The sequence below is a fragment of the Mesorhizobium sp. M8A.F.Ca.ET.181.01.1.1 genome (assembly GCF_004792025.1).
In the GTDB taxonomy this organism is placed as follows: Bacteria; Pseudomonadota; Alphaproteobacteria; order Rhizobiales; family Rhizobiaceae; genus Mesorhizobium.
Genome location: NZ_SRTV01000010.1, coordinates 54,746 through 67,896, shown reverse-complemented (window position 1 = coordinate 67,896; position 13,151 = coordinate 54,746). Strand labels below are relative to the sequence as shown.

Here is a 13,151-nt window from a genome sequence, read left to right as displayed (position 1 = left end):
CCACTGGAGCCTCACAGCGGCCACTGCTATCGGTAAGCCATCGTTGTAGTGGCCGGTGAGGCATAAAATCATCCGATCGAGGATACCGAAGCGGACAAGTGTGAAAGAGCGGTCAGTGGCGGCACGCCGCAACAGAGGGCGATAATTGCGGCCATGTCGTCAAAGTCCTGAACATCCATCTTGCGGCCAAGATGCGAGCTGTAGAGCGCGATGTTCAAGGCAGCCCTTGACGCGGAAACCCGGAGCCCAGACGGTAGGGTGCCAGTATGTTCGACGGCACCTCCAACTAGAATCGTTTGCTCGGCATGCTCGGTGTCAATCTCGACCTTCAGAAGTGCACGGTAGAGGTCGCCTGTTTGTCCAGCCGGCAGGTTTGCCATGCCGCCTTTTGACGCCTTGCGGGCCGCGCGCGTTGGGAGAACCACCGTGCGGTGCCACCGCACAGCCGGAGCAATTATTGCGTCGAACGCATTTTGGTCGAGGTAGGTTGCTGAAGGATCGGACCACCAGAGGCAGAAAAATGCGATATTTACATCAAGCCCAAGCGCATCCTGCAGATTGATACAACGCTCCTTCACTCCTGGGCGGGCGTAGAGTTCTAGAGAAAAACTCCACAAGTCCTTCTCTGCGACGTGGGGCATTTCGTCCTCCCAAGTTCGATCGGGTGCGAGTTAAACCAGCAGTGGGCAAGCCGCGGGCAGGACTGTTCACGCTGTCATTTGTGCGCGAGGGGTGCGTATAGTGCTGGAACCTATGCTCCGGACCACCTGACGAGATCCGGAGGCCTCATTCCAAAGAGATCGAGCGCCCTGCCCACGGTATGATCAACAATGTCATCAATCGTCTGAGGGCGAATATAGAAGGCGGGAACCGGTGGCATAACGATAGCACCAGCTTCAGTCACCTGCACCATGCTTTTAAGATGCCCAAGATGAAGCGGGGTCTCTCTCACCAACAGGACCAGCCGTCGCCGTTCCTTCAGGACGACGTCTGCCGCGCGCGTCAATAAGCTCGAAGTAGTGCCATGCGCTATCTCCGAGAGGCTCCTGATGGAGCAGGGCGCCACAATCATGCCAATTGTTTCGAATGAGCCACTTGAAATCGAAGCGGCAACATTTTCGTTGCGATGAACAACGCTAGCTAGTTCCTCAATCTCTTTGATCTTGAGTGAGACCTCATGCGTGGCCGTCAGCTTCGCTGATTTACTCATAACAAGGTGAGTTTCAAGATTCAGACGGCGTGCGATCTCAAGCGCCCGTATCCCGTAGATAATGCCCGAAGCTCCGCTAATTCCCACAATCAGGCGTTTCGACGATCCGGTCAAATGCTACCTCCAAAAATCAACCAACCTATCCTCGACGAACTGCAAAACATATCAAGGGGTGCATCGCCTGAGCAGGTGCAAAGTCGCGGTCCATCTTAAACGTTGCTTGAACCGCGGTTGCTTCAGGAGATCGCTCAACGAAGATTGGGGACGACGCTTAGACGACCGTTAAATGCAGCCAATCCAATGGCGGGGCGGTATATGCTCCTCGCTGTCCACCGTCACGCTAACATCCAGACCGCAGAAGTCAAGACATGTGAGCGAATAACATTTCATGATAGAACATCGTTGTAGGTAACGGCTTCCCTGCGCGCACAACGAGCTATCTCCCAGGGACGTCTCGCGCTGCACGTGGCGGTTGGCTTGAATGGCTTGAATGCGGAGCTTCGCCATCGCCTTAAAGGCAGGAGCCATGCCGGCAACTCGTGAATAGGGCGGAGGTCTTGTTCATAAACTGGAGCACTGCCTCGGGCGATGTTTCGAATCAACCTTCGCCTACAGGGTTCAACATTATGCATTCCACCTTGTGCTCGAGCTAGGCAGCAAGCTTCAGAAGCCGTGGTAACCCGCTCTCGCGGCGGGTGAAAGGTCAGCTCGCGCGAGAACCCGGGTCCCAGCAGCGGCATCAACTCGACGCTCTCGATACGGGCAGCGCCCTGGTGCAGGCAGAGAGGGGGCGTAATGGCGACACAGACGCCGGTCGCCACTCTGGCGGCGAGTGCGTCGGAGGTGTCGAATTCGAGCATGCGCGGCGGCTCCGGGCGTGGCGGGCGAAGATGCCACTCGACTTGCGTGCCGCTATGCGAGTGCGCTTTGTGCCAAATGAGCTGATGGTGAGAGAATATCTCGCGCCCGGCAATCGGGACCGAGGTTTTCGAGACTAACAAGAAACAGGGCGCGCTAAACAGCGGATGACCGATGCCGCCGTCACCTCCTCGACGAAGACCTAGTTAGCGCCCATCCGGGCTGGCATGACGCTTTGCGATCCCACCTTAGCTCTGGCCAATCATCCCGCTGCGGCCCGTGTTTGTGTTCACAAAATGGTCTAGGTCAGATCGTGGCAAGATCGAATCCGTAAAAAATGGGCCACTCTTTGTTGGAGCGGCCCCAGCTGGGGAGACAAATCAGATGATCAAAACCGTCCGTTTGGCGTTATTCCAAAGCAAGTTCCGACAGGACCCAGTGCATCGACAAGAGTTCGATACCTTTCCGGCTGATGTCTTGCTGCGACTGCGTCGGTAGGGTCAGTTCGGCCCAAACCCGGGCGAAGTCGGGCTCCCGTCGTCGAGTTTAGACAGCCAATCGATCAGGGCCGGGCGGTAGCGTGTAAGGCCCTTGTAGGTTGCAAGTTCTTCGGGCAGGTCGCGGATGACGCGGTGCAGGCGCCGCGCCCATTTCGGCTGCGTCACCAGTTCGTCCATCTTGATGAGGTAGCAGCGGATCGGGAAGACGATGCCGTTGGAGCGCGGCAGCCGCCAAAAACTCTGCAATTCGACGCGCAGATGCACCTTGTCGCCGACATTCTCGGGCGTCACCGTGGTGCGGTCCGGTCCCCATTTGTGGTAATTCTCCGGGCTGGTGTCGAGGCGCGGATTGACGGTCATCGTCCAGTTCAGTCGCCTGGCCGGTTTGCCCTGCTGGATATTGGTGAGGAATTTCAGCGCCCTGACGAAAATCCCCTTCTCGTGCGCCAGCGGCACTGGCGCGTGCCACTCGAAGAAGTTCATGCCGATGTCGAAATCGAGCGACCAGTCGGCCTGGGTGGTGACCATGCCGGCATCCATCCACAGATTGCCGTCGCGCTGGTCGAGGATGCAGAAATCGCCCTGGCTCTGGCGGGTGATGTATTCCATCGGCCCGTAAGGCAGCGTCGAGGTGTCGCCGAAGGTGAAGGTGTCATCGATGCCGAGCGGCCGGTTGATCCAGCGCCAGCGATCGCCGTTTCGCTCCAGGGTGAAATGCTCGGGGTAACCCAGCGCCTGCTGTTCCATCAGAAGCTCAAGCAGGTCCCAGCCGGCCAGCGTCATGTGCGGCAGCGACTGGCAGCGCAGCGGGTCCTCGGCCAGCACCAAAGCGCGGTCCTGCATCTCGGCGACATAGTGCTCGTCGACGTCGATCAGGTTTTCCAACACGCTGCCCTTGGGACCAACAACATGCGGCTCGATATTGACCGCATACATGTAGCTGTCTTCGTGGAACGGAAACGGGAAGCGCTTGATCTGCTCCGGGCTGTTCCTGAAGGTAAAGTCGCCCCGGAACGTCTCTTTTCTAAAGTCAATTCCCATAACATCCTCCTCCTGACCGACGAACGCGCCGATATGCCTCAGCGTTCAAGCACCAACGATTTGCCCTCGAAGCGGGAGACGCATGGCATGATCTTGCAGCCTGAACGGTGGTCTTCCTCGCTCAGCCAATGGTCGTTGTGGATGAACTTGCCGTCATACGAGATGACGTTGGTCTCGCACTGGCCGCAGACGCCGCCGCGGCAGAGATATGGCGGATCGACACCGGCGGCTTCGATGGCTTCAAGCAGGCTTTGCTGCTCGCCGATGCGGATGGTCTTGCCGCTGACGGCAAGTGTCACGTCGAAAGGCAGGCCGGGCTGGGGCGCCGCGAAATGCTCGTAGTGTACGGTCTCCGAGGGCCAGCCCAGCTCTGCAGCGCGGGCGCGGACCCAGTTGATCATGCCGGCCGGGCCGCAGACATAGAGATGCGTGCCCAGCGGCTGCGACGACAACAGCCGGTCCAGCTCGATGCGCTCGTCGCGATCGTCGTGATAGAGCCTGATGCGGTTGCCATAGCGCTCCTGCAGCACGTCGGCATAGGTGCCGAGCGAGACGGTGCGGCAGGTGTAGTGCAGTTCGAAATTGCCGCCGGACCCGGCGAGCTGCGCGGTCTGCGCCATGAACGGCGTGATGCCGATGCCGCCGGCCAGCATCAGATGCTTCTTCGCCCTGAGGTCGAGCGAGAACAGATTGACGGGGTAGCTGACCACCATCTCCAGGCCGGGCTTGACCGACCGGTGCATGAACAGCGAGCCGCCGCGGCCGACATCGTCGCGGCGCACCGAGATGGTGTATTCGCGCGTGTCGAGCGGCGAGCCCATCAGTGAATAAGGATTGAGCCTTGTGAGGTCGCCGTCGCGCATCTCGACCACGACATGGGCGCCGCCGGAAAAGGTCGGCAATAGCTCGCCATCGCGGCGGCGAAAATGGAAGCGGGTGACGAGGTCGTTGACCGGAACGACATCGCTGACGACAACATCGAGCTTGGTGGTGCCGGTGCTCATGGGAAGGCCTCCTCCATTGGAGGAATTTCCGAGCGATCCTCGGCATTGATGCACACGCCCTGGAACGCCGCGAGACGCCGCGAATAATGATCGCGCACCAGAAGCAGCAAGCCGCAATGTGCGCAGGTCGCCGGCTGCGTCGTGACATTCTCGGTGATGCCCTTGCAGTGCACGCACTGCATGCGCCGCGCCAACGAGCCGCGATGCTCTGTTTGCATCGAGGTGTGATCGATGCCGGCTTCGAGCGCCACCTGCATGGCCTGGCCGATCAGCCCTTCGGTGCCGGCGAGGTAGAGGCGCAGGCCCATATGGGCGTTGCTCAGCGTCTGTTTCAGTCGCGGCAGCAGGCTGGCGAAGGACGGCGCCTGATGAAACTGCCCCGGCTTCAGCGCTTCGAGAGCGGCGACGTGTTTGCCGTCCGGATCCGGGATATAGACGATTTCGGCGCCTTCGAAAAATCCGGCCGGCGCTCTTGCGGCCATATCTGAAATAGCAAGAGCTCCTTCCGCGTCAGCAACAAAAAGGTGGTGGCTTCCGGTCTGCGGGGACAATGTTCCGAAGACCGGCCGACTGAGAATCGTCTTTACCGGCGTGGTGTCCAACGCCTCATCCCTTCGCAGTGCGCTTGATCTTCTTGGGGTCGTCGAAGGGCAGCGGCTGCGCCGTCGCCTTGATCGAGCCGCTCTTGTTGCGGATTTCGAGCTTGGTGTCCTTGACTGCACAGTCGACGTCGAGCCGGGCGATGCCCATCGATTTCTCGACCAGCGGCGAATACATGGCGCAGGTCACCACGCCTACCTTTTTGTCGTCGCGATAGACCGGCGCGCCCTCGTCGGCCGGCTCCTTGCCGTCGAGCAGAACGCCATAGATCTTGAAGCGTTCCTTGCCCTTGAGGCGGTAATGCTCTTCGGCGCCGCGGAAGCCAGTCTTGCCTGGGCTGACGGTGAAGTCGAGGCCGAGCTCCCACAGCGTGTCACCGGGGCCTTCATTCTCGAACGGATACTTTTGCGAATTATCGTAGGGGTAGAACAAGAGGTAGCTTTCGACGCGCAGCATATCGAGCGTGGTGAAGCGGCAAGGAATGATGCCGGCGCTCTTGCCCTCGTCCAGGATCCTGTCCCAGATCGTGCCGGCATCCTGACCACGGCAGAAGATTTCGTAGCCGCGCTCGCCTGTATAGCCGGTGCGCGAGATCATCACGGGCAAGCCGAACAGCTGCGTTTGCATGTGATGGAAATAGTTGAGATCGCGAATGCCAGGCACATGCTTGGCCAGATAGTCGACCGCTGTCGGACCCTGCAGCGACAAATCGTGCAGATTGTCGTCGAAGCGAACGGAAACATCGCGGCCGATCGACGCCCGGGTCAGTTCTTCATGACCAGACCCTGAGCCATGGACGACCATCCAGGAATTGGTGGATATCCGGTAGATGACACAATCATCGGTGAATTTGCCTTGGTCATTCAGCATGCACGCATAGACAGATTTGCCGGGATAGATCTTTTCGACATCACGGGTGGTTGCGAGATCGATGAGATGCGAGGCGTGCGGCCCTGTGATATGCACCTTCTTCAGGCCCGACACATCCATAAGTCCGGCCTTGGTGCGGATGGCGATGTACTCCTCGTCGGCATCCTTGTCGTAGGTCCAGGCGGTTCCCATGCCGCTCCAGTCTTCGAGTTTCGAACCCAGCGCCCGGTGGCGATCCGCCAGGGTCGAAAATCTCCAGGATGCCGTCATCAGTAGTCCTCCTCCGAAACTGTCCCAATCGCGTCCGCGCTTTGCCTAAGGCTGGCGCCAAGTAAGCCATACTGAACTGAAATTCGAGCGCAGTGCAATACCCATATGCAATAAAGTTTACTGTAAGGCAACTTTTCGGTTTGCGAGCCTACCGCCGAACTCGTAAAGAATGCCTGCCCTAAAGGAACAGTTATGCGCTTTCAGAAATGAGGCTAGAGCGTCGAGATGGTTGGAGTGACCTCGTAGTTCCTGTGACGACTATGAAAGCCATTAAATTCAAGGTCTTGAAAGTGGAAGCGCGCGGCTGCGGGGCACCGCCGCGAGCCCTCAATCATGTCCGCCAGGCAGTTGACGAGGCCTTCGTATTCCCTGTGGATTGCTAGAAAACTCGCGTGCGGGAAACGATCCTGATGATGGCGAATGAGTTCGTTGGCGTCCTTCCCCAGCAGGATGGACGCGCCCCCCTTTGAGCTAGAGTCGACAAGAACCGTTCTGGCCAAGTGGGATGCATCTGTCTGGCCTCAACGGGAGCTTCGCAAACAGCCAAGGGGCTTGCCACCTCTGTCATCTGAAAAAGGGGAAATGGCGATGGTCCGGCGAAAAGTTCGTCGTTCGCGTCGACACAACTGCTTGGCGATGTGCCAAATGCGCGGCGAACCGCGTCAGACCCGCAGCTGATCTGCTGGATCCCTGTGTCGCTCCTGTCGGGGACTCCATCCGGAGGATGGCTGGTGCTGCTGAGCGGGACATAGGCTGTAAGCATCTGAAAAAATTACATTTAATTATATCCTACGCCGCCGACAATATGCTACTTGAAGCGTTGCTTTTACACTGATATGAATATAAAATTCATTGCAGGAATATCAGAAACCCCTCAAGTATGCCCCAGGGGCCGAAGGGTCACGAAGATGATCATGCTCCCGGAACAGGACCATCGCCCAAGAGACGAGCAGGGCGATGTTTTGGAAGAAAATCGGCCAATGAATTTCCGTGAAGATGCCCGCAGCTTGCTGTTCCGACTGCTCTTGTCGGTTGTGGCCGAACGCGAGCCAGACATAGCCGAAGTGCTGAATGGGCAAGTCGATCTCGACACATTGCCAAAGGAACGGCGCATCGCCGCTCTGCAGGCCGCTGGCATCTGGTTTCAGCTCCTGGCCATTGCCAGAGAACTGGCTGCAATGCGCTCACGCCGGGAGCTTGAGCAGGCCGGCGGGGCCGACGAGGTGATCGGGTCATTCTCCAATGTGGTTGGCCAGATCGCAGCGCAAGGCTACTCGGCCGCGACTGTACAGGAGGTCCTGAACGGGCTCTGTGTCGGACCGACGATGACGGCGCACCCTACCGAAGCAAAGCGCGTGACGGTGCTTGAGATTCACCGGCGCATCTACCGCAAATTGACGGAACTGGAGCAGCAGCGATGGGCGCCACGTGAGCGCGATACTCTGGTCCGCGATCTGAAGAGTGAGATCGAAATCCTGTGGATGACCGGCGAGCTAAGGCTGGAGCGCCCTTCCGTCGAGCGAGAGATTGCCTGGGGATTGCATTTTTTTCGTGAGGTGATTTTTGAGGCGACGACGCAGCTCTATGAGACCTTGGAGGGAGCATTGCGCCGGCACTATCCGCAGCATGATCTCAAGACGCCGTCGTTCATGCGCTATGGTTCCTGGATTGGGGGCGATCGCGATGGCAACCCCTATGTGACGGCAAAGATCACTGCATTTGCCTTGTCTGAGTGTCGCAACGCGGCCATCGAATGGTATCGGGAAAAGGTACGGCGGCTGGTCACAGTTTTGAGTGCCAGTTCCAATGTTGTCGATATGCCGGAGTTCTTTGGATCTGCGCTGACGGTGGCGCTTGATAAAAGCGGTGATGGACAGCAGATCGCGACGAGGAATTCGAATGAACCTCTTCGGCAGTTCGCTGCAGCCATGCTGTGTCGGCTTGATGCGCTGCATGGCAGGGGAAGTGGTGTTGCCTATCAGAATGAAGAGGGTTTCAGGAAGGACCTGCTATCGCTTTCGAAGGTGCTTGACGCCATCGGAGGCAATCTGATTGCCAAACGCTTCGTCCATCCGCTGGTGAGGCAGCTCGATACTTTTGGTTTTCGCACCGTGTCGCTGGATATCCGACAGAATTCGACGGTGGTCAATCGCGTCCTGGCGGAACTGTTCGCAGCAGCCTCGCCGCATGTTCCGGCGTGTCAACCTGGAAGCCCACAGTGGTCGGCGCGCATACGCGAAAGCCTTCACGCCGGCGAACGGCTCGAGATCAAACGAGACAATCTTGGTGAGGAAGCCCGTGAACTCCTCGATCTGTTTGATGTCATTCGCGACGCTGCGCTTGAAAGTGGTAACACGTCGATCGGCACCTTCATCCTGTCCATGACACAGTCTCCCGAGGACATTCTGGCGGTATACCTCCTTGCCCAGTATTGCGGTCTGGCGACCGCTCTCGATGGATCTGGCACGATCAGGCTCAAGGTCGTGCCCCTGTTCGAAACGATTGGCGATCTGCGCTCAGCACCAGAGATCATGGATCAATTGCTGGCGACGTCGATTGTTCGTCGATCGATACGTGACTTCGCCAACCGTCAGGAGATCATGCTCGGCTATTCTGACTCCAACAAGGATGGCGGGTTCCTCGCCTCTAACTGGGAATTGAGCAAAGCCCAGAAACGACTCACGCGGACGGGTCAGAAAAACAAGATCAAGATCAGCTTCTTCCATGGTCGTGGTGGATCGGTCAGCCGTGGCGGTGCGCCGACTGGAAGGGCGATCGCGGCCCAGCCCGCGCAAACAGTTGGTGGCGTGATGCGCGTGACTGAACAAGGCGAGGTGGTGTCTTCGAAATTCGCCAATCGCGGAACAGGGCTCTATCAGCTCGAAATCCTCGCCGCGAGTGTATTGGCCCACAGCGTCAAGTCGGCCGACGAGGCCGAACTTAAGGACAATCCGGAATTCGAAGAAGCGCTCGATGCCCTGACCGGCATGTCGCAGGCCTCCTATGCCAGCCTGATCAACGAGCCGGGATTCATCGACTATTTCAACCAGGCGAGTCCCGTCGAAGAGCTCGCCCTCCTGAAGATCGGGTCGAGACCTCCGCGTCGTTTTGGTGCAAGCAGCCTTGCTGATCTTCGAGCCATACCGTGGGTCTTTGCCTGGAGCCAGAACCGTCATCTTCTGACGGGATGGTACGGTATCGGCAGCGCATTGAATTCGTTCGTCTCCGTGCGAGGCGATCATGGCATTAATCTGCTGAAGCAGATGTTCGAGCGTTCGCGTTTCTTCCGCCTGATCGTCGATGAGGTGGACAAGACGCTATACCAGGCTGACATGGAAATTGGCCGCCTATATGCCGGGCTTGTCACTGATCCTGAGACAGGCGAGCGCATCCATAAGAAGATTGCTGCCGAATATCAGCTGACGCGCCGCATAATCGGGGAGATCACCGGCCCGGTCGACCTGTCGCGACGCTTTCCTGCGTTTAAGCGCCACTTCGACCGAACCCGACCGCAGATGGACGACATCCACAAGCTTCAGGTGAAGTTACTGCATGAGGTCCGAACGCATGATGGTTCGAAGCCAAGTCCTAAGCGGGCAATCAATGCGCTTCTGTTGTCGATCAACTGCATATCCGCTGGCCTTGGATGGAGCGGCTAGCATCAGAGCTCGCTATTGTACTGAATAAGGAGGACACAAATGAATATTCCGACAAGACCGGACCTTGGCAGCCTCGGCCAGTTCTTTCGCACAGGCGTTGCAGAATCCGATCCGGCCGTCGACGCCGCGATGAATCGTGAACTGCAAAGGCAGCGGGACGAGATCGAACTGATCGCTTCGGAAAACATCGTTTCAAAGGCGGTGCTGGAGGCCCAAGGGTCTGTCCTGACCAACAAATACGCCGAGGGATATCCTGGCCGGCGTTACTACGGCGGTTGCCAGTATGTCGACGAGATAGAAGAACTGGCCCGCAATCGTGCCATGGAGCTGTTCGACTGCACTTATGCCAACGTGCAGCCCAATTCTGGCAGCCAGGCGAACCAGTCGGTCTTCATGGCGCTGATGCAGCCGGGTGACACGTTCATGGGGCTCAACCTTGCCGCCGGCGGCCACCTCACTCACGGATCTCCAGTCAGCCAATCGGGTAAGTGGTTCAACGTTGTCTCCTATGGCGTGAGGCCGCAGGATCAGCGGATTGACTATGATGAGGTGCGTCATCTCGCAATCAAGCATCGGCCGAAACTCATTCTGGCTGGCGGCTCGGCCTATCCTCGCATCATCGATTTCGAAATCTTCCGCAACATCTGTGACGAAGTTGGCGCCAAACTCTTTGTCGACATGGCCCATTTTGCCGGTCTGGTTGCAGGCGGGGTACATCCCAATCCGTTGCAGCACGCGCATGTCGTGAGCACCACCACGCACAAGACGCTGAGAGGTCCGCGCGGTGGCATGGTGCTGTCCAATGACGAGGAGATTGGGAAGAAGATCAACTCGTCGGTGTTTCCAGGCATCCAAGGGGGACCCTTGATGCATGTTATCGCAGGCAAGGCGGTTGCATTCGGTGAGGCGTTGAAGCCCGCGTTCAAAACCTATGCCGCCAATGTTGTCGCAAATGCCAAGGCTCTGGCCGAAACCATCGCGGCTGGTGGGGTGGACATCGTGTCCGGCGGCACGGACACCCATCTGATGCTCGTCGATCTGCGCCGCAAGCAATTGACCGGAAAGACTGTGGAAGCCGCTCTCGGTCGCGCTCACATCACCTGCAATAAGAACGGTATCCCCTTCGATCCGCAGACCCCTGCAGTCACTTCTGGGATCAGGCTCGGGACCCCCGCTTGTACGACGCGCGGCTTCATGGCCGAAGAATTTCGTCAGGTAGGGAAATTGACGATGAAGGTTGTCGACGGGCTTCTGGCAAACGGGGAACAAGGCAACAAGGCCGTCGAGAACGAAGTTCGCGAAGAAGTGGGCACGCTGGTGCGCAGGTTCCCCATCTACGATTAAACCGGGTTCAGGATCGACAATACCCATGGCCGAAGTGAACAGATTCAAGGTTATGATCGCGGACCGCAACCCGCTGGTCTTAAGTGCCCTTTGCGACATGATAAACAAGGATCAGCGTTTTGAACTCGCACAATGCGTTCAGAGCGGGGAAGCCTTCATCAAGGCGGCTTCCGAGCCGGTCTGCGCCTTTGATGTCGCGGTCGTCGGTTGGAAGCTGTCAGATATGGATGGTGGCGAGGTCCTGGCCGCGTTGCGAAGGCTCGAGCTTCACGTGCGTGTCGTGGTCTTCTCCAATGAGCACGACACCGCCATTTTGAAACAGTGCGTTCGCATGGGAGCACAAGGCTTTTGCTATCAGTTCGACGATCCATGTATTCTCTTCGAAACGTTACTCGTCGTCGCGAGAGGCAGGATCTGCATACCTTTCATCGATGTCGCCAAAATTAACGATACACCGTTGTCAAAACTTACACCGCGGGAGCGAGAGTTGCTGGCCGTTCTGGCGGACGGTTGGACCAATCTACAGATCGCGACGCGCACCGGTCTTTCCGAAAACACGGTCAAATACCATCTGAAAAATCTCTACGACAAGCTCGATGCACGCAATCGTGCTATGGCCGTGGCGCTGTATGCTGCAGAGAAGAAGCGGGGCGTGCCGCAAACTATCCGCTAAGTCCGGCAGACGACCTGGTGTCATTCACTCCACGTTCTGGCGCAGGCGGTCGGTCATTGAAGAAGGCCGCTTCACGCAGGGTTTGTTCTTGCCATCAGGCTCCAGCATGCGCCTGTCCGATTTCGCGCGCCAGACGCCCGCGATGCAGCACGCTTTTGGGTCGAACACGCACCCGCCGGTGATTTAGAAATATTCCTTTTAAGAAAGAAATATTATTTGTAGTATTCGTTTGGTTAAGCTATGGTTGGGCCGATAAAGGCAGAACGTCTCCTGCGAGACAGGTGCTATATGCAGGCATGTCTTTGCGAAACGCCGAGCGCGGAGTTCGTCATTTCCATGGAAATTGCCAACGTTTGCCCAGGCGGATTTCATCAACGTGGCTCATGCGAGGCGTCGCGCTTTCTGCCGCCGCTTCACGACGGGCATGCCCCATTCGGGCTTCATTTGTCTTTCCAGGATGCATTGGATTCTTACGAAGAATGGGCGGCTGAGGCCGACGAACCGTCGGTTGCGGTTGACGGTCAGCATGTGACGATCAGCTCCGTTTTCTGCCGAATGAGTGATTGCAAGGACCTGCTTCCCCGGCGCATGCTCGATGCACTGGTCGTTCTGGTTCCGCCAGAGGCTCAGAGATCGCTTGAAGCGGGTCGGACCACGTTTGCAAACGGGAGCCGACTGTTGTTGGCCATGTGCCATCAACGCCGCACCTGTCGTCGACAGATGCATAGTGACGAGCTGGCGCTCAATCACGTCGATTCGCTCCGGATGGAAAATATAATTCAAAAAATATTATCTCGGATTTATTGTTCCAAAGAGATATCGGCACCTCAGGTCAATATTATTTAAAATTCTAGTTGTAAAAAAAACATCGAAGTCATTCACAAATTTCTCTGGCTAGTACAGACAGTCATACTGATAACTGTCAGTGGTCTTGCGTGCGGTATAATTGAAAAGGGTAGGTTTGTCCTACCCTTTTGGGTCATGATGGAGTGCTCATATGGGCCTATTTCGAGGCGGGATCTTTGTATTTTCTCCCCGGATGGGTGTTGTTTCGAATGGGCCGAGATATCTATGCTCCAATCGGAACCAGGCGATGCCTTCAGAGCCGGGATTCGCCAAGCC

10 protein-coding genes are annotated in these 13,151 nt (G+C 57.4%); 3 read left to right on the top strand and 7 right to left on the bottom strand.

Translation table 11 applies throughout. From position 1 onward, the window contains the following. Positions 1–68: 68 nt before the first annotated feature. From EN824_RS28240 to EN824_RS28210, 6 genes are all read right to left on the bottom strand, one after another. Positions 69–641, bottom strand: a complete 573-nt coding sequence (locus EN824_RS28240; protein ID WP_135917437.1) for a TIGR02444 family protein — start codon at positions 639–641, stop codon at positions 69–71. Between the two features lie 110 nt (positions 642–751). Further along, positions 752–1,324 carry a UbiX family flavin prenyltransferase gene (locus EN824_RS28235; RefSeq protein WP_135880828.1) on the bottom strand — a complete coding sequence of 191 codons (573 nt, stop codon included), beginning with the start codon at positions 1,322–1,324 and terminating at the stop codon, positions 752–754. 1,244 nt (positions 1,325–2,568) lie between these two features. Beyond that, positions 2,569–3,609, bottom strand: a complete 1,041-nt coding sequence (locus EN824_RS28225; RefSeq protein WP_135917439.1) for a DUF3445 domain-containing protein — start codon at positions 3,607–3,609, stop codon at positions 2,569–2,571. Between the two features lie 38 nt (positions 3,610–3,647). Further along, on the bottom strand, positions 3,648–4,613 hold the full coding sequence (locus tag EN824_RS28220) for a PDR/VanB family oxidoreductase (protein WP_135932934.1): 966 nt from the start codon (positions 4,611–4,613) through the stop codon (positions 3,648–3,650). Next, positions 4,610–5,215: a dimethylamine monooxygenase subunit DmmA family protein gene (locus EN824_RS28215; protein WP_135917444.1), complete on the bottom strand. Its 606-nt coding sequence runs from the start codon at positions 5,213–5,215 to the stop codon at positions 4,610–4,612. The genes EN824_RS28220 and EN824_RS28215 overlap by 4 nt, the downstream gene beginning before the upstream one ends. Before the next feature lie 4 nt (positions 5,216–5,219). Next, positions 5,220–6,353, bottom strand: a complete 1,134-nt coding sequence (locus EN824_RS28210; protein WP_135917446.1) for an aminomethyltransferase family protein — start codon at positions 6,351–6,353, stop codon at positions 5,220–5,222. 908 nt (positions 6,354–7,261) lie between these two features. Between EN824_RS28210 and EN824_RS28205 the strand changes: the two genes are divergently transcribed. The 3 genes from EN824_RS28205 to EN824_RS28195 are packed head-to-tail and all read left to right on the top strand — an operon-like array spanning position 7,262 to position 12,029. Beyond that, positions 7,262–10,012, top strand: coding sequence for a phosphoenolpyruvate carboxylase (locus EN824_RS28205; protein ID WP_245521031.1), 2,751 nt, complete (start codon positions 7,262–7,264; stop codon positions 10,010–10,012). 39 nt (positions 10,013–10,051) lie between these two features. Then, positions 10,052–11,356, top strand: coding sequence for a serine hydroxymethyltransferase (glyA, locus tag EN824_RS28200; protein WP_135906890.1), 1,305 nt, complete (start codon positions 10,052–10,054; stop codon positions 11,354–11,356). A 25-nt stretch (positions 11,357–11,381) separates the two neighbouring features. After that, a complete protein-coding gene (locus EN824_RS28195; RefSeq protein ID WP_135906892.1) occupies positions 11,382–12,029 on the top strand; it encodes a response regulator transcription factor in 648 nt (215 codons plus the stop codon). A gap of 381 nt (positions 12,030–12,410) precedes the next feature. Here EN824_RS28195 and EN824_RS35385 read toward each other — a convergent pair whose 3' ends face one another. Beyond that, a complete protein-coding gene (locus tag EN824_RS35385; protein WP_189522235.1) occupies positions 12,411–12,812 on the bottom strand; it encodes a hypothetical protein in 402 nt (133 codons plus the stop codon). Positions 12,813–13,151: the final 339 nt, after the last annotated feature.

Bases quoted from the DNA above. Each gene is read 5' to 3' on its own strand.
- EN824_RS28240 (WP_135917437.1), bottom strand. From the start codon at position 641: ATGCCCCACGTCGCAGAGAAGGACTTGTGGAGTTTTTCTCTAGAACTC.
- EN824_RS28225 (WP_135917439.1), bottom strand. From the start codon at position 3,609: ATGGGAATTGACTTTAGAAAAGAGACGTTCCGGGGCGACTTTACCTTC.
- EN824_RS28220 (WP_135932934.1), bottom strand. From the start codon at position 4,613: ATGAGCACCGGCACCACCAAGCTCGATGTTGTCGTCAGCGATGTCGTT.
- EN824_RS28210 (WP_135917446.1), bottom strand. From the start codon at position 6,353: ATGACGGCATCCTGGAGATTTTCGACCCTGGCGGATCGCCACCGGGCG.
- EN824_RS28205 (WP_245521031.1), top strand. From the start codon at position 7,262: ATGATCATGCTCCCGGAACAGGACCATCGCCCAAGAGACGAGCAGGGC.
- glyA (WP_135906890.1), top strand. From the start codon at position 10,052: ATGAATATTCCGACAAGACCGGACCTTGGCAGCCTCGGCCAGTTCTTT.
- EN824_RS28195 (WP_135906892.1), top strand. From the start codon at position 11,382: ATGGCCGAAGTGAACAGATTCAAGGTTATGATCGCGGACCGCAACCCG.